The organism is Microbulbifer halophilus (assembly GCF_026183675.1).
Taxonomy (GTDB): domain Bacteria; phylum Pseudomonadota; class Gammaproteobacteria; order Pseudomonadales; family Cellvibrionaceae; genus Microbulbifer; species Microbulbifer halophilus.
In genome coordinates, this window is sequence record NZ_JAPIVK010000017.1 from 1 (window position 1) to 22902 (window position 22902).

Annotated in this window: 25 protein-coding genes; 15 read left to right on the forward strand and 10 right to left on the reverse strand. The window is 61.3% G+C overall.

Annotation, left to right across the window (positions count from 1 at the left end):
* Positions 1-398: 398 nt before the first annotated feature.
* The 4 genes from OQE62_RS10415 (at position 399) to OQE62_RS10430 (ending at position 2504) form a co-directional block, all read left to right on the forward strand.
* Entirely contained in the window at positions 399-620 is a 222-nt protein-coding gene (locus OQE62_RS10415; RefSeq protein ID WP_265721971.1) for a hypothetical protein, read from the forward strand.
* Positions 617-1216: a zeta toxin family protein gene (locus tag OQE62_RS10420; RefSeq protein ID WP_265721972.1), complete on the forward strand. Its 600-nt coding sequence runs from the start codon at positions 617-619 to the stop codon at positions 1214-1216. The genes OQE62_RS10415 and OQE62_RS10420 overlap by 4 nt, the downstream gene beginning before the upstream one ends.
* A gap of 187 nt (positions 1217-1403) precedes the next feature.
* Positions 1404-1940, forward strand: a complete 537-nt coding sequence (gene sodC / locus OQE62_RS10425; protein WP_265721973.1) for a superoxide dismutase [Cu-Zn] SodC — start codon at positions 1404-1406, stop codon at positions 1938-1940.
* 9 nt (positions 1941-1949) lie between these two features.
* On the forward strand, positions 1950-2504 hold the full coding sequence (locus OQE62_RS10430) for a DUF1439 domain-containing protein (protein WP_265721974.1): 555 nt from the start codon (positions 1950-1952) through the stop codon (positions 2502-2504).
* A 193-nt stretch (positions 2505-2697) separates the two neighbouring features.
* On the opposite strand, the gene OQE62_RS10435 is transcribed toward OQE62_RS10430, so the two are convergent.
* Together OQE62_RS10435 and OQE62_RS10440 are read right to left on the reverse strand one after the other, a co-directional pair.
* Positions 2698-3939, reverse strand: coding sequence for a cation:proton antiporter (locus tag OQE62_RS10435; RefSeq protein WP_265721975.1), 1242 nt, complete (start codon positions 3937-3939; stop codon positions 2698-2700).
* A gap of 19 nt (positions 3940-3958) precedes the next feature.
* Positions 3959-5503, reverse strand: a complete 1545-nt coding sequence (locus OQE62_RS10440) for an FMN-binding glutamate synthase family protein (protein WP_265721976.1) — start codon at positions 5501-5503, stop codon at positions 3959-3961.
* A gap of 120 nt (positions 5504-5623) precedes the next feature.
* Here OQE62_RS10440 and OQE62_RS10445 point away from each other — a divergent pair, with 120 nt between their 5' ends.
* The 3 genes from OQE62_RS10445 to OQE62_RS10455 all read left to right on the forward strand — a co-directional run bounded on the left by OQE62_RS10445 (position 5624) and on the right by OQE62_RS10455 (position 8148).
* Entirely contained in the window at positions 5624-6712 is a 1089-nt protein-coding gene (locus OQE62_RS10445) for a PA0069 family radical SAM protein (protein ID WP_265721977.1), read from the forward strand.
* A 161-nt stretch (positions 6713-6873) separates the two neighbouring features.
* On the forward strand, positions 6874-7182 hold the full coding sequence (locus OQE62_RS10450) for a GIY-YIG nuclease family protein (protein ID WP_265721978.1): 309 nt from the start codon (positions 6874-6876) through the stop codon (positions 7180-7182).
* Positions 7183-7374: 192 nt separating this feature from the next.
* A complete protein-coding gene (locus OQE62_RS10455) occupies positions 7375-8148 on the forward strand; it encodes a TSUP family transporter (RefSeq protein WP_265721979.1) in 774 nt (257 codons plus the stop codon).
* Here the strand turns inward: OQE62_RS10455 and OQE62_RS10460 are convergent.
* The gene (locus OQE62_RS10460) at positions 8136-9050 is read right to left on the reverse strand and encodes a LysR family transcriptional regulator (protein ID WP_265721980.1); all 915 of its coding nucleotides are present in this window, start codon (positions 9048-9050) and stop codon (positions 8136-8138) included. The genes OQE62_RS10455 and OQE62_RS10460 overlap by 13 nt on opposite strands.
* Before the next feature lie 130 nt (positions 9051-9180).
* On the opposite strand from OQE62_RS10460, the gene OQE62_RS10465 reads away from it, so the two are divergent.
* Positions 9181-9939, forward strand: coding sequence for an SDR family oxidoreductase (locus OQE62_RS10465; protein WP_265721981.1), 759 nt, complete (start codon positions 9181-9183; stop codon positions 9937-9939).
* Positions 9940-10005: 66 nt separating this feature from the next.
* On the opposite strand, the gene OQE62_RS10470 is transcribed toward OQE62_RS10465, so the two are convergent.
* A complete protein-coding gene (locus OQE62_RS10470) occupies positions 10006-10701 on the reverse strand; it encodes an SDR family oxidoreductase (RefSeq protein ID WP_265721982.1) in 696 nt (231 codons plus the stop codon).
* A gap of 109 nt (positions 10702-10810) precedes the next feature.
* Here OQE62_RS10470 and OQE62_RS10475 point away from each other — a divergent pair, with 109 nt between their 5' ends.
* The 6 genes from OQE62_RS10475 (at position 10811) to OQE62_RS10500 (ending at position 16430) form a co-directional block, all read left to right on the forward strand.
* Positions 10811-11137, forward strand: a complete 327-nt coding sequence (locus tag OQE62_RS10475; protein WP_265721983.1) for a DUF3301 domain-containing protein — start codon at positions 10811-10813, stop codon at positions 11135-11137.
* Positions 11138-11165: 28 nt separating this feature from the next.
* Positions 11166-11378 carry a DUF1653 domain-containing protein gene (locus tag OQE62_RS10480; RefSeq protein ID WP_265721984.1) on the forward strand — a complete coding sequence of 71 codons (213 nt, stop codon included), beginning with the start codon at positions 11166-11168 and terminating at the stop codon, positions 11376-11378.
* Between the two features lie 63 nt (positions 11379-11441).
* On the forward strand, positions 11442-12509 hold the full coding sequence (locus OQE62_RS10485) for a saccharopine dehydrogenase family protein (protein WP_265721985.1): 1068 nt from the start codon (positions 11442-11444) through the stop codon (positions 12507-12509).
* Between the two features lie 389 nt (positions 12510-12898).
* Positions 12899-13429, forward strand: a complete 531-nt coding sequence (locus tag OQE62_RS10490; protein WP_265721986.1) for a phosphatase PAP2 family protein — start codon at positions 12899-12901, stop codon at positions 13427-13429.
* Complete coding sequence (locus OQE62_RS10495; protein ID WP_265721987.1) at positions 13426-14499, forward strand: MJ1255/VC2487 family glycosyltransferase; 1074 nt, start codon at positions 13426-13428, stop codon at positions 14497-14499. The genes OQE62_RS10490 and OQE62_RS10495 overlap by 4 nt, the downstream gene beginning before the upstream one ends.
* A 128-nt stretch (positions 14500-14627) precedes the next feature.
* On the forward strand, positions 14628-16430 hold the full coding sequence (locus OQE62_RS10500) for an acyl-CoA dehydrogenase (RefSeq protein ID WP_265721988.1): 1803 nt from the start codon (positions 14628-14630) through the stop codon (positions 16428-16430).
* 189 nt (positions 16431-16619) lie between these two features.
* Here the strand turns inward: OQE62_RS10500 and OQE62_RS10505 are convergent, their stop codons facing one another.
* Positions 16620-17492: a helix-turn-helix transcriptional regulator gene (locus tag OQE62_RS10505; protein WP_265721989.1), complete on the reverse strand. Its 873-nt coding sequence runs from the start codon at positions 17490-17492 to the stop codon at positions 16620-16622.
* Positions 17493-17658: 166 nt separating this feature from the next.
* On the opposite strand from OQE62_RS10505, the gene OQE62_RS10510 reads away from it, so the two are divergent.
* On the forward strand, positions 17659-18564 hold the full coding sequence (locus OQE62_RS10510; protein WP_265721990.1) for a DMT family transporter: 906 nt from the start codon (positions 17659-17661) through the stop codon (positions 18562-18564).
* 389 nt (positions 18565-18953) lie between these two features.
* Here the strand turns inward: OQE62_RS10510 and OQE62_RS10515 are convergent, their stop codons facing one another.
* From OQE62_RS10515 to OQE62_RS10535, 5 genes are read right to left on the reverse strand one after another with little or no spacing between them, the layout of a single operon-like run.
* Positions 18954-19340, reverse strand: a complete 387-nt coding sequence (locus OQE62_RS10515) for a hypothetical protein (RefSeq protein WP_265721991.1) — start codon at positions 19338-19340, stop codon at positions 18954-18956.
* Positions 19333-20238 (reverse strand): RHS repeat-associated core domain-containing protein, encoded by a 906-nt coding sequence (locus OQE62_RS10520; protein WP_265721992.1) that lies wholly within the window; start codon positions 20236-20238, stop codon positions 19333-19335. Before OQE62_RS10520 ends, OQE62_RS10515 begins: the two co-directional genes overlap by 8 nt.
* A gap of 34 nt (positions 20239-20272) precedes the next feature.
* Positions 20273-21169: a hypothetical protein gene (locus OQE62_RS10525; protein WP_265721993.1), complete on the reverse strand. Its 897-nt coding sequence runs from the start codon at positions 21167-21169 to the stop codon at positions 20273-20275.
* Between the two features lie 4 nt (positions 21170-21173).
* The gene (locus OQE62_RS10530; protein ID WP_265721994.1) at positions 21174-22163 is read right to left on the reverse strand and encodes a dockerin type I repeat-containing protein; all 990 of its coding nucleotides are present in this window, start codon (positions 22161-22163) and stop codon (positions 21174-21176) included.
* Positions 22160-22792: a hypothetical protein gene (locus OQE62_RS10535; protein ID WP_265721995.1), complete on the reverse strand. Its 633-nt coding sequence runs from the start codon at positions 22790-22792 to the stop codon at positions 22160-22162. The genes OQE62_RS10530 and OQE62_RS10535 overlap by 4 nt, the downstream gene beginning before the upstream one ends.
* Positions 22793-22902 lie beyond the last annotated feature (110 nt).

Below are 22902 nucleotides of genomic sequence, written 5' to 3' on the forward strand. Positions count from 1 at the left end.
ATGCGGCCATTATACCATATCTATATTCGTACCGGGTTAATAATATATAAAACGAGGAGATTCTGGCTACACTGACAACCCCTTCATACTAAAAATAAACCCTCTATTGATGACAGGAAAATTAGTCAGAACACACAAATTTCGACAAGCGAATACTTGAATAAAATCGAGTTTAATCTCTACTGGGCCACCCACAAGGGTTTAATTTATTAACCAGTTACCCGAAGTTATTTGGGATAACCGGCATTTCCACCTGACCAGCAGTTGCATAAAGTTTTTATATGTGGGATAAGCCTTCCCTAGGCTGGCGCGCCATGCGGGTCAGTTTTGAACAACCGTATTGATCCAGCACTTGTAACCTGCTGGATTTAACGAAAGTGTGCGTAAGGAGTTTTAGCATGTCAGAAAAGCGTAACTTTGATGACTTTTCGCCGGGCGAGATAGCTGAAATTGCCTCTGAGGCTGGCTTAAGGGCTCGCAAGGAAAGCCTGGAGGCAGGACTGGAAGTACTGTCCCAAGATCCGGAAACCGGTGAGTTTTTTTATGAAAAGCTCGACAAAGAAGGCAATATCGTCAAGCGTAAATTAACCAGGGAAGAGGTAGAGGCGCTGAAAAAATGACTAAACCTCGAGTAATTTTAATCGCCGGACCAAACGGATCCGGGAAAAGCACTCTCACCAATATGTTCATGGAGAAAGGAATGGACTTCGGTGAGTATATCAATCCGGATGAAATCGCCAAAGAGCTGGGAGAATTGGGCAAAGATTACGATACGGCAGTCCGGGAAGCACAGAGGCTCGCCGAGTCACGTCGTACCGAACTGCTAAACAGCGGCATCTCACACAGTTTCGAAAGTGTTATGTCCCACCCTTCAAAAATAGAATATCTGGTTACCGCCAAAGCCAAGGGGTTCGATGTAATATTGCTGTTTGTCGGCATCAATGACCCTCTGGTGAATGTGCAACGGGTAGCTGACCGGGTAACCAAGGGTGGCCACGACGTACCTACGGAAAAAATTGTCGAGCGTTACAGGCGTACCATGGACATGTTACATCAGGCAGCAACCACCGCTGATCGCGCACTGATTTTTGATAACACCGACTCATCTTTAGGGTTGACCCAAGCCGCTGAAGTTGAACGCGGCAGATTGATCGATTGGAACCCCTGCTTCCCTTGGATTCGCAAATATCTTGTCAGTAAGTTTGAGGGCAATTGATTGTTGACAGTTATTAGTGGTTATCTCTCGATTGACATCTCGAAACCTTGTCGGACATGTTGTCGGTGACGCTGCGACCCGCCGGCCCCAAAAAGACCACCCGGTTCCGCTCTATTGTTTCTAGACTCAGGGAATAGAGGCTACAAACGCGAACCAGAGGCACCAACCGGGTGCCGAGGAGCCAACCGTGTCACTGCCCCGCCAACTGTTGCTGGGCGCCGCCGCCCTGTCGCTGGCCGGCTTCGCCCAGGCCGATATCGCAATCGAAATGCACGCCGTCGACAAAAGTGGGGTGGGCAAAACCATCGGCAAGGTGGTGGCCAGCCAGAGCCGCTACGGCGTGGTGTTCACTCCCATGCTCAAGGGGCTGTCACCGGGCCTGCACGGCTTTCATGTGCACACCAATCCCAGCTGCGAACCGGCCGAGAAGGAGGGCAAAGTGGTGCCGGCCCTGGGGGCGGGCGGCCACTACGACCCCGAGTCCGCCGGGCGCCACGGCTTTCCCTGGGGCGATGGCCACCTGGGCGACCTGCCGGCGCTGTTCGTCAACGACGGCGGCACCGCCGACAGCCCGGTACTTGCGCCGCGCCTGAAACTGCCCGACCTGGAGGGGCGCGCACTGATGATCCACGCCGGCGGCGACAACTACTCCGACAACCCCAAGCCCCTGGGTGGTGGCGGCAGCCGGGTTGCCTGCGGCGTTGTCAAAAGCGCACCCAAGTAGCGCCACTGTATGAGCCGGTTGATCGCCCTACTGGGTTTCTGCCTCCTTCTGCTGGCTGTCGCCGGCTATCTGCACTATCGCAGTGAAACCGTTGAGGTCAGGATTCCCGAACAGCAGATCCGGCAGAAGCTGGCGGAAAAACTGCCATTGCAGAAAACCTATCTGTACCTTTTCGAGCTGACGCTGGAAAACCCGCGCGTGGACCTGCTCAAGGACAGCGGCCGGATTGCCGCGGGGCTCGATATCCGCGTGCGCATCAAGGGCGGCGGGGAGGACCGGATTCTGCGCGGCACCGTCGACGCCTCCGGCAGCCTGCGCTATTCGGCGGCCGAGGGGCAGTTCTACCTGGCCGAACCGGAGATCGAAAAGCTGTCCGTTTCCGGCCTGCCGGAAAAACGCACCGCGCAGATCCGCTCCGTCATCGAGACGGCGCTGGGCGAGTACTACGCCGAGCATCCGGTGTATCGGCTCAACACCGACGATATCAAGCAGGCCACGGCAAAAATGGTATTGAAGAATGTCTCCGTCGATGGCGACGACCTGGTCGTCACCATGGGGCTCTGAGCGGAGCCTGCCTGCAGGTGAATGGGATCCGGGGCACCGATCAGTGCCCTCTCCCAATGGGAGGGGGGAGCTATGTTGCTGGCTTCCGGAGTTAATTTTTCCACCGAGCTATCTATTTCCACTGAGCAGGTCCCCTCTCCCTCCGGGAGAGGGTTAGGGAGAGGGCGCGCCCTTCAGGCCCCCCCAGGGTCAATCAAAGCCCCATCTTCCGGATCAGCCAGGCGCTGCTGGTTCCCTGCACCAGCAACGAAAACAGCACCACACCGAATACCACCGACTGCACGGTAAACCAGTAGGGCAGCTCGGAGGGCAGGGACAGCACCAGCGCCACCGCAATCACACCGCGCAGACCGCCCCAGCCCAGCAGCAGTCGCCAGGGCTTGGAAATCGGCGGCCCGACAAAGCGGGCCAGCGGCGCCATCAGGAAAATCGACAGCGCCCGCGCGCCGATGGCGGCGGCGATGGCAATCAGAATCGCCAGCCACTGCTGGGTGAACATATCCAGTGTGATCGTCAGGCCCATGATCACGAAGATCAGCGCGCCGGACAGCAGGCCCAGCCACTCAAACGTGGGGGCCGCGTGGGTCAGGAAAGTTTCCCGCTGTTCGCGCAGACAGGCCCGCGCCACGATCGCGCAGACCATCACCGCAACAATGCCGGATACATGCACCACATGCTCCGCCAGGTAGAAGGTACCGAAGACCGCCAGCACCAGGGTCATCAGCGCGGCACCGGCCGAGCCCAGGAAGAGCACCACGATGGCGGTAACCAGGCCACAGAAGAGGCCCACGGCCGCGCCGCCGAACAGGGTCACGGCAAAATACAGGGCAATATTGCCAACGCCTGCCAGCGGCTCACCGGCGCTGACCGCCCCTTCCATCACCGTGTGACTGGCCACCCCCAACACCAGTGTGAACAACACGATGGCGGCAGCGTCGTTGAACAGGCTCTCCCCCTCCACCAGCGTCAGCAGCTCGTCGTCCGGGGAAACCCGGTGCAAGCGCGTCACTATCGCCGTGGGATCCGTAGCCGCAAGAATCGCCCCGGTCAGCAGCGCCGCAATCCACGGGAAACCGGTGGGATTATCGATGCCGTAATAGGTAATCAGCGCGACAATCAGCACGCAGATCACAACACCAAAGGTGGCGAACAGCAGTATCGGGGCCAGCCAGCGTTTCAGGGCGCGCGGCTCTATCAGCCAGGCAGCCTGGAAAATCAGGATCGGCAGGATCACGAAAAATACCAGTTGGTGCAGGTTGTCCGCGCGCAGGGCCGTGTCGTAGTCGACGGCCGGCAACAGTACCCCGGCCAGCACGCCGGCGATCAGGCAGCCGAGGGTATTGTCCGTGCGCAGTACCCGCGCCAGGACCAACCCCACCACCGCCGCCGATGCCATGTAGAGTCCCTGCCCCACCAGTGTGGTTACCGCTTCCATTACCCGCCTCCCGTATCTGCTATTCTGCGCCCCTGTCCGTGGCGATCACCGACTTGGGTTTCACTTCCGGCACCAGCTCACTGAGCGGCACCGCCATGCCCCGCTCGTTGATCACTTCCACATGGTGGCGGCGCAGCTGTCGGGGTTCGGTCACGCCGCAGGAATGCGCAATGGTGCCCACCTCGTAGGCCAGGTTGTGCGCGTAGCTGTAGACCCGCTCCGCCTTGTCGACGGGGTCCAGCCCCTGCTGCAGGTCCGGGTTGTGGGTGGTCACGCCGGTGGGACAGGTATTCCTGTTGCACTGCATCGCCTGGATACAGCCGAGCGCAAACATGAAGCCGCGCCCGCAGTTGACGAAATCCGCCCCCATCGCCAGCGCCCAGGCCACCATCGACGGCGTCAGCAGTTTGCCGGCGCAGATCACCTTCACCCGCTCGCGCAGGCCGTAATGACTCAGCAGGTCCACCACCAGCGGCAGGCTGCGGTTGATCGGCAGCCCCATATAGTCCATCAGGCTCTGCGGCGCCGCGCCGCTGCCACCATCGGCGCTGTCGATGGTGATAAAGTCCGGCGCGTACTCCAGTCCCCTCGCCTGCACAGTTTCACACAGCTCGTGCAGCCAACCGCTGGAACCGACCACGGTTTTGAAGCCGGTGGGCCTGCCGGTCACGGTGCGGATATGGTGTAGCATCTCCAGCAGGCCATCCACGGTATTGAACTCGGGATGGCCATTGGGGCTGATGGAATCCTCACCGGCGGGGATGCCGCGCACCCGGGCGATCTCGTCGGTGACCTTGATACCGGGCAGTATGCCGCCTTTACCCGGCTTGGCCCCCTGGGAGAGCTTCAGCTCGAACATCTTCACCGATGGCCGCTCCGCCAGCTGCCGCAACTTGTCGTCGGACAGCCGGCCGTCCGCATCCCGCACCCCGTAGTTGGCGGTACCGATCTGGAAGACGATGTCGCAGCCGCCGGACAGGTGGTGGGAGGACAGCCCGCCCTCGCCGGTATTGAGCCAGATGCCGGCCTTCCGGGCGCCGTTTGAGAGTGCCGTTACCGCCGGTACCGACAGGGCGCCGAAACTCATACCGGAGATATTGAACAGGGAACTGGTGGTATAGGGCTCTCGGGCGTAGCCCTCGCCGATAGTGACTTCCCGCGGCGGTACCGCGTCCTCGGCCATGGTGGGAAAGGGGTAGTTCAGGAAAACCACGTCGCCGGGCTGGTTCAGCGGCCGGGTGGAGCCGAAGGCGAGGGTGGAATCCACGTTCTTGGCCGCCCGGTAGACCCAGCTGCGCTGGGCGCGATTGAACGGCATCTCCTCGCGATCCAGGGCAAAGAAATACTGGCGAAAGAACTCCCCCAGGTGCTCGAACTGGTAGCGGAAACGCCCCAGCACCGGAAAGTTGCGCCGGATCGCCTGCTTCTTCTGGCTCACGTCCGACAGGTACAGATAGAGCACATAGAGCACCAGCAGTACCAGTGCAAAGGCGAACAACAGCGCAAACACCTGCAGGACATGCACCGCAAAATTGCGGATCGCGGCCACTGCCTCCAAATCCATTGTGTGATCTCCGCGTCGATTGACTTTCATTGTATGCACAGGCAAGCGGGCTTGCACAGCTGCCCCTCACAACCTTAAACTGTATGTATATACAGCTATCAACCACCCGGTGGAGCAACCTTGGCCAACGAAGATCCCGCCAGTCCCGCCCGCCTGCACAAGGGCCGCGGCGCCGCCAGCAACCTGGCCGGCCGCTTCGTGCCGCATGTGAGCACTCGGGAAAGCGACGGCTGGCAGACGGAGGAGGAGCCGCTGGAGCGACTGCTGACCGAGGCCATCGCCGAAAAGGCCAAGACCATCATCTCCAGCAACCGCTCGCCGGACCTGCCGTTCAGCCAGTCGATCAATGCCTATCGAGGATGCGAGCATGGGTGCATTTATTGTTTCTCGCGCCCCAGCCACGCCTACGTGGACCTGTCCCCCGGACTGGATTTCGAGAGCAAGATATTTTTCAAGCCGGACGCCGCGGCGCTGCTGGAAAAGGCGCTGCGCAAACGCGGCTATCAATGCAGCCCCATCGCCATGGGCACCAACACCGACCCCTACCAGCCACTGGAAAAGGAAAAGCGCATCACCCGAGCGCTGCTGGAGACCATGCAGCGCTTCAACCAGCCGGTGACCATCGTCACCAAGAGCCAGTTGATACTGCGCGACCTGCCGCTGCTGGCGGAAATGGCACAGGACAACCTGGCACAGGTGGCCATCAGCGTGACCACGCTGGACAACGACCTGAAGAGGAAACTGGAACCGCGCACCGCCGGGCCGGCGGCGCGGCTGCGGGCGCTGGAGGCACTGAGCGGTGCCGGGGTGCCCACCGCCGCGCTGGCGGCGCCGATGATTCCGGCCCTGAACGACAGCGAGCTGGAATCCATTCTCGCAGCGGCGAGAGACGCGGGAGCCAGTCAGGCCAACTATATCCTGCTGCGCCTGCCCCACGAGGTGGCGCCGCTGTTCCGCCAGTGGCTGGCCGAACACTACCCGGAGCGCGCCGCCCACGTGATGAGCCTGGTGCAGCAGAGCCGCGGCGGGCGCGATTACGACAGCGACTTCTCCCAGCGCCAGAGCGGGACCGGTGTCTTTGCGCAACTGCTGCAGCGGCGCTTCCGGGTGGCGATAGAAAAACTGGGATTGAACCGGCGCAGGCTGTCGCTGGACTGCAGCCGCTTTCGGCCGCCACCGCAGTCCGGCGACCAGCAGTCCCTGTTCTAACCTGAAGTGGTGCGCACGGCACACCCTACCCGCCCCCTGGCCCGTCATGCCGGACTCGATCCGGCATCCAGTCTGGGGCACCCGACTTTCCGCAGCAGCAATAGTTTTCAATGGCCCCCCGTTGGCGGAAAATGGCCCTGCAGCAACAGCGGAAATTGAATGTGAGCGATTGGTTTGTCTACCTGATCCGCACCGGGCGCGGATCACTCTATACCGGTATCACCCGCGATGTGGAACGCCGCCTGGAAGAACACCGCAGCGGCGGCCGCAAGGCGGCCAAGGCGCTGCGCGGGCGCGGGCCACTGACACTGGCCTTCCGGCAGGCGGTGGCGGGCAAGTCGCAGGCGCTCAAACTGGAGATGCAAATCAAGAAATGGCCGCGGGATAAAAAGGAGGCCCTGATTGCCGGCACTTTGGGGGTGGAGCTGACGGCAGACGACTCAGGGCCGCAAGGGGGTAGGACGGATTGAAATCCAATGCGCCAAGAAATCCCGATTCCTGTGGGAGCCCTCGACACCAACCCATTCTGCATACCGACCGACTCTGCCGGTAGCAGACAACTTCGGAATCCTTGCCCGATACTGCCGGCAACCGGTCCGCTGATGTTTTTTTAGGGCGACTCGGGCAGAATAGCCGCCCTTCCCACCGCCAGAGCTGTACCAATGGAATTGACCATCTCCCTGCTGTTGATTTTCCTTGTCGTCGCCATGCTCGCAGGTTGGGTGGATACCCTGGCTGGAGGCGGCGGGCTGGTCACACTGCCGGCACTGCTGCTCGCCGGAGTGCCGCCGGTCAGTGCCCTGGCCACCAACAAGAGCCAGGGGGTCATCGGCACCATGACCGCCTCGGCCACCCTGTTTGCCAGGGGCCACCTGCGCGGCCGCGCGCTGATTCTGCCGGTGGTGACCGCCGGCCTGGGTGCAGCGGCGGGAACCTGGCTGGTGCAGCGCGTCGATACCGGCTGGCTCAACTGGGTGATTCCACTATTGCTGTTGTGCGTGGCGCTCTACGTCTGGCTGACACCGAATATGGGCGCCGCGGAGAGCCGCGCCCGGCAGAGTGAAAAACAGTGGGCACTGACCAGCGTACCGGTGGTGGGCTTCTACGACGGCGCTTTCGGCCCGGGCACGGGTACCTTTTTCGCCGCCTCCGGCGTCGCCTTCCGCGGCCAGACACTGCTGGCCGCCACCATCCGCGCCAAGCTGCTGAACTTCACCACCAACGTGGTTTCCCTGGCACTGTTCGCCGCCGGCGGCAAGGTGGTCTGGACCCTGGGCGCCACCATGATGCTGGGCCAGGTAGTGGGCGCCACCATCGGCAGCCACACCATGCTCACCGGCGGCACCCGCCTGATACGGCCACTGGTGATCGCCATGTGCATACTGATGTCCCTGGGGCAGTTGGCCCAACACCTGGAGCTGATTCAGCTTCCCTGAAGCCGCGGCTTCATGATCTCCGCCATCCAGGCCATAAACACCTGCACCCTTTTCGGCAGGTGGCGCCGGTTGGCGTAGACCAGCGACACCGGCATCGGCGCCGGCGGGTACTCTGGCAGCACTTCCTCCAGTTCCCCGGATTCCAGCAGGTGGTGCACCGCCGGCTCCGGCACCTGGATGATACCCAGGCCGGCGATACAGGCCTCCAGGTAGGCCCCGGTGTTGTTGACCGTCACCGCCCCCGCCATCGGTAGCGAGCGCTCCACCCCCGGCTGTCGCGGGTCCAGGTATTCAAAGCCCGGCGGGCGGGCACCGAGATTCAGCACATAGTGCACCAGCCGGTGGCCGGCGAGATCCTCCAGTGTGCGCGGCGTGCCGTGCTCCGCCAGGTATTCGGTGCTGGCGCAACTGACCGTCCGGTAGTGTCCCAGGGGCCGCGCAATCAGGCTGGAATCCTCCAGGGTCCCGACCCTCAGCACACAGTCGAATCCCTCGCGCACCACGTCGACAAAACGGTCGCTGCTGGACAGCTCCACCTCCAGGCCCGGGTGCAGACGCAGGAATTCCGGCAGCCGCGGGATCACCAGGTCCCGCGCCACAGGCAGCGGCATATCGACGCGCAGGCGGCCCTGTAGCCGGGCATCGTCCTCGCGGAACAGGTTCTGCAGCTCGTCCAGGTCCGCCAGCAGGTCGCGGCCGCGCTCGTAGAAAACCCGGCCATCCTGGGTCGTGCGCACGCTGCGGGTGGTGCGGTGCAGCAGGCGGGTGCCGAGCAGTGCCTCGAGTTGCTGTACGGCGCTGGAGGCGCTGGCCCGGGACAGCCCCAGGCTGTCCGCCGCGGCGGTGAAGCTGCCCAGTTCCGCCACCCGGGCAAAGATTTCCATGGATTCCAGCAGTCGCATGCCCACTCCATTGTTCATAATTTCTGAATAGTCTAGTCAGCCAAGGTCGATTTATCTATCAGCGACATACCAATAAGCTCTTCCCATTGCGATCAATCCATCGATACCCAGTGAAAGAAAGGAGCCGAACATGAACCGCAAGATTGCACTGATCACCGGCGGCAGCCGCGGCCTGGGCCGCGAGACCGCCCAGCGACTCGCCGGGCGGGGCCTGGAGACAATCGTCACCTATCACAGCCGCAGTGACGCCGCCGATGCCGTGGTGGCGGGAATAGAGGCACAAGGCGGCAGCGCCGCGGCGCTGCAACTGGATACCGGAGACACTACGGGATTCCCGCGCTTCGAGGAGCGGTTGCGCGAGCTGCTGCAGTCTCGCTGGCAGCGGGACAGCTTCGACTTCCTGGTAAACAACGCCGGCATCGGGATTAACGTGCCTGTCGCGGAAACTACCGAGGCGCAGTTCGACCAACTGATAAATATCCACCTGAAGGGCGTTTTCTTCCTGACCCAGACACTGCTGCCGCTGATTGCCGACGGCGGGCGTATCGTCAACCTGTCCAGCGGGCTGACGCGCTTTACCCTGCCCGGCTACGGCGCCTACGCGGCCATGAAAGGGGCGGTAGAGGTGCTGAGTCGCTACCTGGCGAAGGAGCTGGGCGCGCGCGGCATCGCCGTCAACACCTTCGCCCCCGGCGCCATCGAGACCGATTTCGGCGGCGGCACCGTGCGCGACAACCGGGAGGTAAACGACTTTATCGCCGCGCAGACGGCACTGGGCCGCGTGGGGCTACCGGAGGATATCGGCGGCGCCATCGCCTCGCTGTTGTCGGACGACAACCGCTGGATCAACGGCCAGCGTATCGAGGCGTCGGGCGGGATGTTCCTTTAAAGCGGCCGCTTTTTGGCGGATTGCGGCACGATACGGACCTGGACGGCTTCCCCGACAGGGAGCCGTCTACCAGGGAATCTCGCTGCCGTCGTAGTTGTAGAAGCGACCGCTGCGCTCCAAATCGGTTTCCAGCAGCACTTTTTTAAGCCCGGCGACACTCTCCTCCGCCGAAATCAACGCATTGGGCCCACCCATCGCGGTCTTGACCCAACCGGGATGCAGCGCTATCACACTGATTCCCCGCTCGCGCAGGTCGACCGACAGGCTCTTCACCACCTGGTTGACCGCGGTTTTCGAGGAGCGGTAGATATAACCCCCACCGGAGCTGTTGTCGGCGATGCTGCCCACCTTGCTACTCATCACCGCCATCACCCTGTGCCCGCTGTCCGCCACGTTGCGGCTGAAGGTCTCCGCCAGCTTGTAGGGCGCGATGGTGTTGCACTCCAGCACCCGGCGCCACTCGTCCAGATCCACAGCGCCGAAAGCCACGCCCTTGGGGCCGTAGTAGCCGGCGTTGTTCAGCAGGATATCGATGGGCTGGTCCCACAGCGACCGGGCCAGCGCCTCCATCTGCGCATAGTCGGTGACATCCAGCTGGAACGGCCGCACCTTGTTGTACTGCTCCCGCAGCACGCGCAACTGATCCGCGCCGGGAATATCGCGGCAGCAGGCCAGTACCTGCCAGCCCTCCGCGGCGAACTGGCGGGTCATTTCCAGGCCGATACCGCGATTGGCCCCGGTAATCAATATGGTGCCGGGCATAGTTTCTCCTTCGGTGGTATTCTTGCGCGACGGATAAATGGTAACTCAAGTTTCGGGGTTCCGGGCCGGAGCGGGCCCCTCCAACTCCGAAACCTGAAGCAGCAACTGTATGGCAATGTATTACTCTCTGAGCGACCTGCTGTGGATCTTCGCGCTGCTTCTCGGCGGCTGGCACCTGTGGGCCGGTATGGCGGCCAAGGAGCAGGTGCGGCGCGCAGCGGCCCAACACTGCCGGCAATTGGATGTCCAACTGCTGGACGATACCGTAGTCCTGGTGCGCACCCGCCTGAAGCGCGACAGCCGCGGCCAGGTGCGGCTACAGCGCAGCTATGAATTCGAATTCACCTCCACCGGCGAACACCGCTATGCGGGTATCGCCGTACTGCACGGGCGGCGCATCGCACAGATACAGCTGTCGCCCCACCACCTCGCATAGCCCGCAGCAGGCAGCAAAGGGAGCAGGCATGAAACGCGGAATCTATCGCCACTATAAGGGCGAGCTTTACGAAATGATGGAAGTGGCCACTCACAGCGAGACCGGCGAAAAACTGGTCGTCTATCGCGCACTTTACGGCGACTACGGTGTCTGGGTGCGACCGCTGGAAATGTTTGCCGAAAATGTGGAAAAGGACGGATCCCTGGTCCCGCGCTTCGCTCTGTTACAAACGTTTGACTAGCGCAATAATTCGCGACTAAGGTTGCGTCACTTTTCCAACCGATCCAGAGAACAAGGTCATTCGGTGAACAACAAAAAAATAATGATCTACGGTGCCTACGGTTACACCGGCGAACTGATCGCCCGGGAGGCCGTGGCCCGGGGCCTGCGCCCGATCCTGGCGGGGCGCAACTCGAAGAAACTGCAACCGCTGGCCGAGGAACTGGGGCTGCCTGCGATGGCCGTGGAGCTGGGCGCGAGCGAAACCCTCGAGCGCACCCTGCGCGATATGGACGTGGTGATTCACTGCGCCGGCCCCTTCTCCACCACCGCCGAGCCAATGATGCGCGCCTGTATCGAGGCCGGTACCCACTACCAGGATATCACCGGCGAGATGGAGGTTTACCGGTCGGCCCATGCGATGCACAAGGAGGCCAGAGACGCGGGCGTGGTGCTCTGCCCCGGCACCGGTTTCGATGTAATTCCCACCGACTGCCTGGCGGCGGCACTGCACAAGGCCATTCCCACCGCCACGCACCTGACACTGGGTTTCGACTCCGATTCCGGCCTCAGCCCCGGCACCGCCAAGACCTCCATCGAGAGCCTGGGCGTCGGCGGCGCTATCCGCCGCCAGGGCAAGATCGAGATTGTCGGCCACGGCGAACTGACCCGCACCATTGATTTCGGCCGCGGCGACAAGTTTGCCGTCGCCATCCCCTGGGGCGATGTGGCCACCGCCTACTACTCCACCGAGATTCCCAATATCGAGGTGTATATCCCCATGAGCCCGCGCCGGGCGAAAAAGATGCAGCGCATGAACCGATTCCGCTGGCTGCTGGGCAAGCCCTGGGTGCAGAACTGGCTCAAGGGCAAGGTGGACCAGAAGGTGCGCGGCCCGTCCGAAGAGAAACGCTCGGAACAGAAAACCTGGGTCTGGGGCGAGATACGCAACGACCGCCGCGGCGAACGCAGGATCGGCCGCGTGGTCACCGCCAACGGCTACGATGTCACCGTGCACGGCTCCCTGGCGGTGGCGGAATTCCTGCTCGACTACGGCGGCGATGGTGGCTACTTCACACCGTCGAAACTCTGCGGTTACGAGCTGGTGGAGAAACTGCCCGGCTCCGGTAGCATCAAGGTCGGAATCGACTGAGAGGACTGGGGACTCTCGATAGGGTGCGCCGTGCGCACCGGCCGGTCAAAGTCAAAGAAGAATATCCAGGCCGGACGTGAAGGCCCTGTTGCCGGGGGCTGTTTGGGAAACGATTGCCGATGAGGCTGTTGAGCAAACAGCTCCCGGCAGCAGGGCCGCCCCGAAGTCCGCTTACGGACCATGCTCCAGCAACCGCCACCGGCCCGGTCAATGGTGCGAGACCGCCAAGGACGGCGGTCATGCGAAGAACGCATGGAGCAGTTGTCTGCCACGGCGCACCCCTACAACTGTATGAGCCTGTCGCTAGAAATATCGCGCAACCGTCAGATTTCACACTTCTGACATAATTCGGTCAATTCCGCGCAATATAAGCTTCGTAACTTGTCGGCATGCGAAGCTTACCTGTCACTCTCAAAAGCGTCGATGTGTCCCTGGTACTGCATATGGCGGAGCGGGCCACCCGACCCGCATCGCGCCAGCGCTACCTGTGGCTGTCGAAATCCGCCGACGGCTGGGTCTACCTGATCTCGCCGCTGCTCATCGCACTGGCCGGTACCACTGCCGCGGCGATGCAGTTCTTCACCGTCTGCGGCGCCGCCTTTGCGGTGGAGCGCTCGCTCTACTGGACCATCAAGAACACCACCAAACGGCTGCGGCCGCCCCAGGCGATTCCCGGCCTGCGCTCGATCGTGGTCGCCAACGACCGCTTCAGCCTGCCGTCCGGACACACCTCCGGCGCCTTCCTGTTCGTCACCGTTCTCTCCCAGTCCCTGGGCCCCGCCTGCCTGCTAGGCTATTTCTGGGCCGCCGGCGTGGGCACCTCCCGCGTGGGCCTGGGCGTGCATTTTCCCACCGATGTCTGCGCCGGCGCCGCACTCGGCACCAGCGTGGGAATCCTGATCAGCGGAGCCTTTTTGTGAAAATACTCTACGGGGTACAGGGGACCGGCAACGGCCATATTTCCCGCGCCCGCGCCATAGCCGCGGCACTACAGCACTACCCGGAACTGGAAGTCCAGTGGCTGTTCTCCGGCCGCAGCCCGGAAAAGCTCTTCAGCATGGAGGCCTTCGGCAACTACTGGTGGCGCGAGGGCCTGACCTTCGTGCACCGGGAAGGCAAGCTCAGCCCCCGCGAGACCACGCGCCAGCTCAACCTGCGTGGACTGCTCCGGGATATCCGCGAACTGCCGGTCAACGACTTCGACCTGGTGATCAGCGATTTCGAGCCGGTGACCGCCTGGGCGGCGAAGCGCCGCGGGAAACCCAGCCTGGGCCTGGGCCACCAGTACGCCTTCAACTTCCCCATCCCCGCGCCGCGCTTCAACTGGACGGCGCGCACCATCCTGCGCAGCTTCGCACCAGCGAAAAGCAGCCTCGGCATGCACTGGTATCACTTCGGCCACCCGATTCTGCCGCCCATTGCGCAACCCCATGTGCACAGTCGGGCCGGCGACGGCGACCATATTCTCGTCTACCTGCCGTTCGAACACCACGAGCCACTGCTGCGGGAGCTGGCGAAACTGCCGCACAGGATCATCCTCTACGGCGCGCCGGTGGACCTCCCGGCGGCGGACAATATCGAACTGAAAGAGCCGTCCATCGAAGGCTTCCAGAGCGATCTCGCCAGCGCCCGCGCGGTGATCTGCAACAGCGGTTTCGAGCTGATTGCGGAGACCCTGACCCTGGGCAAACCGATACTGACGCGGCCACTGGCCGGCCAGTTCGAACAGGTGGCCAACGCCCGGGCCCTGCGCGAACTGCAACTGGCGCGGGTGGTGGAGCGAGTGGATGCGGATACCATCGGCAAATGGCTGGACGAGGAGCCGACCGGCGTGCGTATCGAATGGCCCGACGTGGCCGGCCATATCGTGCGCTGGATCGCCGACGGCCGCCGCCAGTCCCCCACCGAGCTGGCCGACAGCCTGTGGGAACAGGTTGTGCCCGGCCGCGCCGAGAACAAGGGCGAAACCGCAGCCAGCACGGCGGACTGACCACAACTCCGGCCCCGCCGCCGGCGGGAGCCGCAATTACCTGGCAGGTCATTGACCCCGCCCCGCCCCCACCGTTTACTTGGCCACTCCCGAACGCGGGCTGGTAAACGGTAAAACGAGGGGTGGTCATGGCCGAACAGTTGCTTAACGAACGCGATATCGAATTCCTGCTGTACGAGTTTCTCGATACCGGCCAGTTGCTGCAGCGGTCGCGCTACAGCGAACACTCGATCGAGATCTTCAACGCCACCCTGCAGACCGCGCGCACCGTCGCGGAAAAGTATTTTGCCAACCACAATGCCAGGGGCGACGCCGAAGAGCCGACGTTCGACGGCGAAAAAGTCCACCTGATCGAAGAGACCAAACAGGCCTGGGATGCCTTCGCCGATGCGGGTTTTCTCGCCGCCCGCTACGATTTCGACGAGGGTGGCATGCAGCTGCCGGAAGTAATTCTACGGGCCAGCCTCGCCACCATCAGTGCCGCCAATGTGTCGAGCGCGGGCTATCCTTTCCTGACTCTGGGTGCCGCCAACCTGGTGCGCTCCTTTGCCGACGAAAAACTCAAAGCACAGTTTCTGCCACCGATGATGGACGGCCGCTTTGCCGGCACTATGGCCCTGACCGAACCGGACCAGGGCTCCGCCCTGGCCGATATCCGCACCAGCGCAGAGCCGGCGGAAGACGGCAGCTATCGCATCCACGGCCAGAAGATGTTTATCTCCGGCGGCGACCAGTCCATGACGGACAATATCGTCCATATGGTGCTGGCGAAGATCAAAGGCGCCCCCGCAGGGGTGAAGGGCATATCGCTGTTTCTGGTGCCGAAATTCCTGCTCGATGAAAACGGCAATCCGTCGACGCGCAACGATGTAAAACTGTCGGGCCTGCTGCACAAGATGGGCTACCGCAATACCACTTCCACAGTACTGAGTTTTGGCGAAGGGGAAGGCGCTATCGGCTATCTGGTGGGCGAGCCGCACAAGGGCCTGTCCTATATGTTCCAGATGATGAATGAAGCCCGCATTGGTGTCGGCGTCGGCGCCGCGGTGCTCGGCTACCAGGGTTACAACCATTCCCTGCAGTACGCAAAGGAAAGGCCCCAGGGCCGCCTGCCGTCGAACCGCGACCCGGAATCGAAACAGGTGCCGATCATCCGCCACGCCGACGTGCGCCGCATGCTGCTGATGCAGAAATCCTATGTCGAGGGCGGCCTGGCGCTGTGTCTCTACGCCTCTTCCCTGCACGAGGACCAGCACACCGCGGACACGGAAGAGCAACGCCGGCGCGCCGGCACACTGCTGGACCTGCTGACACCGATCGTGAAATCCTGGCCGTCGAAATACGGTCTCAAGGCCAACGAACTGGCGATCCAGGTGCTGGGCGGCTCCGGCTATATCCGCGAGTACCCGCTGGAACAGCTCTACCGCGACAACCGCCTGAACCCCATCCACGAGGGCACCGAGGGCATCCAGGCCATCGACCTGCTGGGCCGCAAGGTACCGGCGGGCGAGCTCGCCGGCTACCGCTTACTGCAGGAGGAAATCCGCTCGACGATAATGCGGGCGCGAGACAACCACAGGCTCGCCTCGCAGGCAGGGGCCCTGGAAAAAGCACTGCAGAAACTGGACCGGACCACGCTGGACCTGATGGGACAACTGCAGCGTGACCCCGACCGCGGCCTAGCCAACGCCAGCCTCTACCTGGACGTATTCGGGCGCGTGGCGGTATCCTGGATCTGGCTGCGCCAGGCACTGGTGGCGGACGCGGCACTGGCGGATTCGGTCCCGGAGGAAGACGAAAACTTCTACCGCGGCAAACTGCAGGCGGCGCGCTTCTATATCGAGTGGGAACTGCCGGAAATAGACGCGCAGATAGCACTGCTGGAGACTGGCAACAGCGTGCCGTTCGAGATGGATGAAAACTGGTTCTGACGGAAATGGCACTAAGTTACGCCACCCCTTTTAGTAGGATGGGCAAAGGAACGAAGCGACGTGCCCATCTTCCGCCATTTTGATGGGCACGCTGCGCTTTGCCCATCCTACGAAACTGAGGGGATCTTTGTCGGCCCGCCGCGGGCGCGTTGGAGTTCGCTGCGCTCACTCCAGCCTACGGCACAGGAATCAGAGACTGCGCAGATACTGCCCCGGCGTCACGCCAAAACGACGCTTGAAATGCGCTGCGAAATGGCTCTGGTGGGCAAAACCACAGAGACCCGCCACATCCGCCTGCGCCACTCCGCGCTCGAGCATTTCCCGCCCGCGCTCCACCCGCACCTTGTTGACATACTGGTGCGGCGTGAGGCCGGTACTGACCTTGAACATGCGCGCAAAATGGTAGCGGCTGAGCCCCGCGACCTGCGCCAGGGTATCGAGATTCAGTGCATTGCCGAACTGCGCCTGCACCAACTCCCGCACGGTGTTGAACTGCCGGCGGCTGAGTCCGCCTTTCAGCGGCCCGCCCGCGCACCTGGGCAGTACGTAGCTGCGGATCAGCTCCCCCATCAGTTCGTAGGCGCCCTGCTGTAGTTGCAGCCGGTCGGTACCGTCGGTCCAGGAAAGCTGCAGCATGGAGCGGCAGGTCGAGTTGATCTGGCGGTGCTCGAAAAAGGTCAGGTCCGGCAATTCCACCCGGCGCGGATCGCAGTCGAAAGATTCCAGTGCAAAATGCCGCAGGCCCGCATCGGAAACATACAGGTGGACAAATTCCTGATACTGCCCCACTTCCCAGGACGAATCGCCGCTGGCGGGCATCAGGCAGAGCTTGTCCGGCGCCCCGAACCCCCAGTCGCGCGGCGCATCGAGCCGCCGTGTGCGGTAGCCACCGCGCAGGTACAGGCTCAGGGTGTGATGTGCCACCTGATGGTACTCCACCCGCACATCCCGGTTGCCCCACAGCGCCAGGGACAGGTCCCGGTTCAACACACAATGGTTCAGGCGACGGGCCCCAGCGCCGTCGAGCGCCTGTTGTACCGTGGCCTCTGCTGCCTTCGCCATAGCCCCTCCGGCAATCCAACCAGGGTCATAAATTAATCCCAAAGTCGTAGCGGGACAATCATCCAGCCATAAAAAGCGCAAGAATCTGCTAAGTCGCGCAATATCCTGCGCGATTCCACACAGGCACATCGCTAACCTGCCTCCTCAACGCATTGCGGAGGTAACCATGAACCTGTTTCTCTACGCCGGCACGGTACTGCTCTGGGGCACCACCTGGATCGCCATTCACTTCCAGCTGGGTGAGGTACCGGTGCTGGTATCGGCCTTTTACCGATTCGCCCTCGCCGGCGCCCTGTTTCTGCCGATACTGGCCCTGTTTGGTCGGGTGCAGGCTACCGGCTGGCGCGATCACGGCTTTTTCCTGCTGCAGGGCTGCTGCCTCTTCTCGTTCAATTTCGTCTGCTTCTATACCGCCAGCCAGTATGTGGTCAGCGGCCTTATTTCAGTCGTGTTCTCCGCCGCCACCCTGTTCAACGCGCTGAACAGCCGCCTGCTCTGGGGCGAGCGCCCCGAGCCCGGTGTCTACCCGTCCGCAGCGCTGGGTATCGCCGGGCTGGTGATGCTGTTCTGGGAAAGTATCGCCAGCGGCAGCTTCGATGGCGACGCCGCCCTGGGGCTGGGCCTGTCGGTGCTGGGAACCTATTTCTTCTCCCTCGGCAATATGGTGTCGGTGCGCCACTCCCGCCGGGGCATCCGCCCCTGGACCAGCAACGCCTACGCGATGATCTACGGTGCGCTGGTGCTACTCGTCTGTGTCGTCGTCACCGGCGCCGAGTGGAAACTGGAGACCGGCCCGGTCTATCTGGGCAGCCTGGTGTACCTGGCAATTCCCGGCTCCATTCTCGGCTTTACCGCCTACCTGAGCCTGGTGGGCCGTATCGGCGCCAATCGCGCCGCCTACGCCACGGTACTGTTTCCGATCGTGGCACTGGGCTTCTCGGCCTGGTTCGAGGGCTATCGCTGGACGGCGCTGAGTTTTAGCGGGCTGCTGCTGGTACTGGTCGGCAACCTGATTGCGTTGGGAGGATTCCGGGTGATCGGGCGCTGGCGAGAGGAAACGGCTTCGCAGTGAGGCGCCACGCAAGTGAGCTTAGCCGGATACCATCATATCGACGAAGCCCGGTATCCGGTCCCGCACTGACTCTTCATTCGGGATCAGGGTGGGTAGAGTGACACCTGAATTTCTCTGCCTCTTTCCGGTCTATTTATCTCCGCCTTTTACTTCCTGACTCTTCCTCCTAAGAGCACCATCGCAGGCTGGCTGCGAGGGGTTGCTGTCGCTCAAAATCCTGGCTTGGCTCCTTAACACACAATTCGCGTGTATAGGCTGTCCAGCCATCAAATTCACAACGCAATCGAGCTGGGTCCCAGTAACTTACATCCTGTCCTTTAACTGTGGGGGTCATATTCTCTCGTGAAAAGCCTCATAGAGAAATAGTATAAGATCCTGAAGTGTTAGGCTTATATTTCCTTCAAAACTTTTATATCACCAAACACAAAGTCGCATACTATATCCCCATCAATTTCCAGGTGATATGCATGCCCCTCAAAATGCACAGGACTATTGTCTCCTCTCCTAATTCCATACCCTAACCCATCCAAAACATTCAAACCACCGTCCCTACATTTTGTCAACCTCAAGTCACCAATCAAAAAACAACCCTCTTCATCTTCTGCTGTTTTAGAAATCCTATAAAAGGAAACCCTATACAATTCAAGAGAAAAATTCTGAACTGATTGCCCACCCGAAAAATTCAGTCTTACCTCGCTTAAGAAGGGGGATACATTTACATCTGACAAATTATAATTACTTGCTTCACTCAATAATTCTTGAACTTCATCAATCATTCAACTTTTCCCCCGTACTATGTTTATCAGTCCTTTTTCCATTCTTATCATATCTTGGACGATACTTTCTGCCACCACCCTTGGGCGCTTCTTTTGGACCAGTTCTTACAATTTCACCATCAGGGCGAATTTGTACACGGCTTCCATCAGGATGATACCACTTATCATATCCACCTTCTGTTTCCCCTTTATGCTCAAACCCTGATTCCTCAAGCGTTTTACCCCCTTCTTCTCTACCTTTTCCCGTTAAGTCAGGCAAGCTTTCAACTGCCGAGGAATCAGAGTTGCCGTCTGTCCTCGCGTCCCTACCCGAAGCCTTTTCACTATCGTCTGCACTTTCGCTATGGAGAAGGCTACCGGTTCCATCAATTAGTCTGTCACCCAAACCACGAACGGCGTTACACCATGGATTCGATGAGCCACCACAAGCTCCGTAAGCAATTATAGCTCCACCAAAGAAAACCCCTGCTCCTGCTGCAACAGACGTTCTCCCATCCGGGTCCACATATTTATATGGATTATTATTTGCATGAGCATACCGATTAAACATCATCGGGTTGCTGTCAGCGTGATCCAACACCGTAGCAGGATCCATCTGAAGAAATCGCTGCAGGTCAGGATCGTAGGAACGGGCCTTCATATAAATAAGGCCCGTATCATCGTCGTGCGTATGCCCAGTGTACCCTACCGCCCTGTTTTCAGGTTGCCCATCCTGGCGCTTGCCGCCATAGGGCAGGTAGCTTTTACGCCAGACCAAATCGCCACTTTCATCCGAGGCGGCTACCACCGATCCGGCGGCATCGCTATGCAAGTAGGTAACGGTGACTTCTGCCTGGGAGACTGCTGAAATCACAAGCAGAAGGACTATGAAAACGATGTTTCTTATTAGGCTGCTCATTGTCTTTTTATTCCTTGCTCTTTTCGCTTTCCTTTTAGCGAATCGCAGAGATTTCGGTTGTCAATGAGATCTGGTTTCCATTGATGTCATAGTATTTGCTGCCCTGATAGTGCTTTTGCCAGTAATCGGTTTGTGCATTGGCTTGGGGTAGCTCCGAGATCAGGGCAATATCCAGTTCCTGTAGTTGTTCCTGGGCCAATCCTTCTATTGCAGTCAGGTATACCCGCACTTCGGTGCTGCCGGAGTCAGCTGTGGTCTGTTGAGTGTTGAAGTCGATATGCTCGAGTCCAGGTATCTTTTTTATCACTGCCGCCTGTTGGGGTTGGCCGATAGTCGCATCTACATTGCTTGTATGTGGAATCACAAAGCGGTGCTCCACTGCCGCCAGTTTGTGATCTGCCAGGTTGCCGGTTACGGATGCCAGTGCCTGGGGTGCCGGTTCGATGGTGTCCGGATCGAGATTGAGGTCGCTGAGTTCCTTGGGAGATCCCAACCCGGGCACCACTTCGAGGCTGACCGTTTTGTCGCTGGCGAAGTAATCCGGCGCGGTCAGGGTCAGGGAGGCGGTGCCGCTGGCCAGGGCCGGCGCGGCGGAGGAAAGTGGGTCTACCAGGTCAATCGCCGCCAGCCACAGGGCATTGGGGTTTTCCTGTCGCACCTTGCTGGTGGGGTCCGCGTAGATTTTGAATACCTGCCGCAACTGGACGTCGTATTGCTCACCGGTGCTGTCGGTGATTTGGGCGCCTATCTGGTGCCGGCGGAGGATGGCGGTATTGGCCGATCCGGCGTCTTCGCCGAGGTCGTCGGCGGAGAGGGAGACGATGACGGTGTCGCCACTGCGCACGGTGGCGGTCAGGGCTTCTTCCTTGCAGCCGCTCAACAGGGTGACAAAGGCCGTCAGGATCAAGGCTTTCGCAAAGAGAGTTTTCATTTCCTTATTCCCCACTCGGTTGTTCGTCTTGGTCAAGGCCCATTGCCCGGCGCTGGATGGCTACGACGTCGCCCAGGTCTATGTGGCCGTTGGTATTGGTATCACCGTGCCCGGGCTCCAGTTGTGTTTCGGTGGCCTCTTCCAGGCCCACGGCGATGCGTTTGGCCAGGAGGACGTCTGCCAGGTCGACGATACCATCGTTGTTGATGTCGCCGTGCCGGTAGTTGGGGTCGGTGCCCCGGCTGGATTCCTCGAGGTTAGTGAGGCCGTCTCCATCGCGGTCCTGGTGGGCGTCGGCGGCATTGTAGGGGTCCAGTCCGAATGCCCGTTCGTAGGTGTCCGGCATGCCGTCGGCGTCGCTGTCTTCGGCGGCCCTGGCCAGTTGCTGCGTCGTTGCGGGCTGGGTCGGGGCGGTAACGGTGATTATGCCGTCTGTGACGGTATGGGGGATGCTTTCGCCACCGATAATGCCGTCCGGCAGGGCCGCCAGGGGACTCAGGAGATCGAGGGTCTCGACGTCCAGGGTGATGTCGCCGGAGGCGGCCAGGAGTTGGAAGGGCACGGCGGCCACGTCGACCAGGCCCGTGGGCGAGGCCTCGGCGGTTTGGCTGGCAGTCAGGACCAGTTTCTCCTGCCCTGTGCCCGTGGCTTCGACGTGGGCCGTCTGATCGTCGGCGAATTCGGCGGTGCTGCCGCCCGGCGTGCTATTGGCCTCGAGTACCGGCGCTACCTGGGCCGGGTCGTAGGTGATTGCCAGGCGCAGGGCACCGAGGGCGGCATCGATTGCGTTCCCGTCCTTGTCCTGGTAACTGACCCCGGACAGGTCGACCCGGACCGGCACGGATAGCACCGATTGCGGTTCGCCCTCCAGGCCGGTGCCGAGGTGGACCGCGGCGGTGCCGGTAATGGGGGACTGCTGGGCCAGTGCCGCGACGCTGAACGGCAGTCCCAGGCAGAGTCCCAGAATAAGCGGTTTCCTTGCGATGAGGCTCATGGGGTGGGCTCCTCCGGCAGGTCCTCTGCGCTGATGCTGCCGACCAATAGGGCCTTCAGCCTGTTGAGGTCTTCCTGGTCGATCTCCGGCGACATGGACAGGCTGTTCAGGCCTTCCTCCTTGAACAAATCACATAGCACCGGGTGGAAGGCGATCTGTTGCTGGAAGTCCGGTTGCGGGGCCTGGTCGACCACCCAGTGCAACAGGAGCTGGTCGTAGCCGCCCACGGTGCCGCTCAGGTTGCAATCCCCCAGAGAGGCCTCGTTGAGCGCGATCACTTCCCCGGTGCCGCTGGCGGCCGCCACGCCCTTATAGGCGGTGGTGCTGCCCGAACTGCCGCGGTAGAGGCGCACCAACGCGGCTTCGCCAAAGTCCCCTCTTTCCGCTACCAGCGACGAGCCATGCACCCGCAGCAGGCCGCCTGCAGATTCGGCGTAGAGGTTGTTCAGGTCGACCATGGCGCTGGGCGCCTGGATACCATCCCCGACGAAGGCACTGACCGGGTACCGGGCGCCCTCCAGGGCGACGATCACAAGATCCCCCGCGCTACCGGCTTCTGTATCAATCACCAGTTGGTCGTTGAGGTACATTCGTGTGTTGCCGCTGCCGCTATCCAGTGCCGTGTGCATGGCGCTGGCACTGGTTGTAACAGTAAGCGCGGCGGCATCAAGGTCATCGCAAAAGCCAGCCCCCGAGCCAGGGCAGATAGTTGTCTCTTCGGAGGCCTCCGAAGTCGCGG

Coding starts and splice junctions, on each gene's coding strand:
- OQE62_RS10525 (WP_265721993.1), bottom strand. CDS start 21,169: ATGAAAACTCTCTTTGCGAAAGCCTTGATCCTGACGGCCTTTGTCACC.
- OQE62_RS10515 (WP_265721991.1), bottom strand. CDS start 19,340: ATGATTGATGAAGTTCAAGAATTATTGAGTGAAGCAAGTAATTATAAT.
- OQE62_RS10490 (WP_265721986.1), top strand. CDS start 12,899: ATGCGAAGCTTACCTGTCACTCTCAAAAGCGTCGATGTGTCCCTGGTA.
- OQE62_RS10520 (WP_265721992.1), bottom strand. CDS start 20,238: ATGAGCAGCCTAATAAGAAACATCGTTTTCATAGTCCTTCTGCTTGTG.
- OQE62_RS10420 (WP_265721972.1), top strand. CDS start 617: ATGACTAAACCTCGAGTAATTTTAATCGCCGGACCAAACGGATCCGGG.
- OQE62_RS10465 (WP_265721981.1), top strand. CDS start 9,181: ATGAACCGCAAGATTGCACTGATCACCGGCGGCAGCCGCGGCCTGGGC.
- OQE62_RS10500 (WP_265721988.1), top strand. CDS start 14,628: ATGGCCGAACAGTTGCTTAACGAACGCGATATCGAATTCCTGCTGTAC.
- OQE62_RS10470 (WP_265721982.1), bottom strand. CDS start 10,701: ATGCCCGGCACCATATTGATTACCGGGGCCAATCGCGGTATCGGCCTG.
- OQE62_RS10455 (WP_265721979.1), top strand. CDS start 7,375: ATGGAATTGACCATCTCCCTGCTGTTGATTTTCCTTGTCGTCGCCATG.
- OQE62_RS10415 (WP_265721971.1), top strand. CDS start 399: ATGTCAGAAAAGCGTAACTTTGATGACTTTTCGCCGGGCGAGATAGCT.
- OQE62_RS10430 (WP_265721974.1), top strand. CDS start 1,950: ATGAGCCGGTTGATCGCCCTACTGGGTTTCTGCCTCCTTCTGCTGGCT.
- OQE62_RS10510 (WP_265721990.1), top strand. CDS start 17,659: ATGAACCTGTTTCTCTACGCCGGCACGGTACTGCTCTGGGGCACCACC.
- OQE62_RS10435 (WP_265721975.1), bottom strand. CDS start 3,939: ATGGAAGCGGTAACCACACTGGTGGGGCAGGGACTCTACATGGCATCG.
- OQE62_RS10480 (WP_265721984.1), top strand. CDS start 11,166: ATGAAACGCGGAATCTATCGCCACTATAAGGGCGAGCTTTACGAAATG.
- OQE62_RS10505 (WP_265721989.1), bottom strand. CDS start 17,492: ATGGCGAAGGCAGCAGAGGCCACGGTACAACAGGCGCTCGACGGCGCT.
- OQE62_RS10535 (WP_265721995.1), bottom strand. CDS start 22,792: ATGCACACGGCACTGGATAGCGGCAGCGGCAACACACGAATGTACCTC.
- OQE62_RS10530 (WP_265721994.1), bottom strand. CDS start 22,163: ATGAGCCTCATCGCAAGGAAACCGCTTATTCTGGGACTCTGCCTGGGA.
- OQE62_RS10460 (WP_265721980.1), bottom strand. CDS start 9,050: ATGCGACTGCTGGAATCCATGGAAATCTTTGCCCGGGTGGCGGAACTG.
- OQE62_RS10475 (WP_265721983.1), top strand. CDS start 10,811: ATGGCAATGTATTACTCTCTGAGCGACCTGCTGTGGATCTTCGCGCTG.
- OQE62_RS10440 (WP_265721976.1), bottom strand. CDS start 5,503: ATGGATTTGGAGGCAGTGGCCGCGATCCGCAATTTTGCGGTGCATGTC.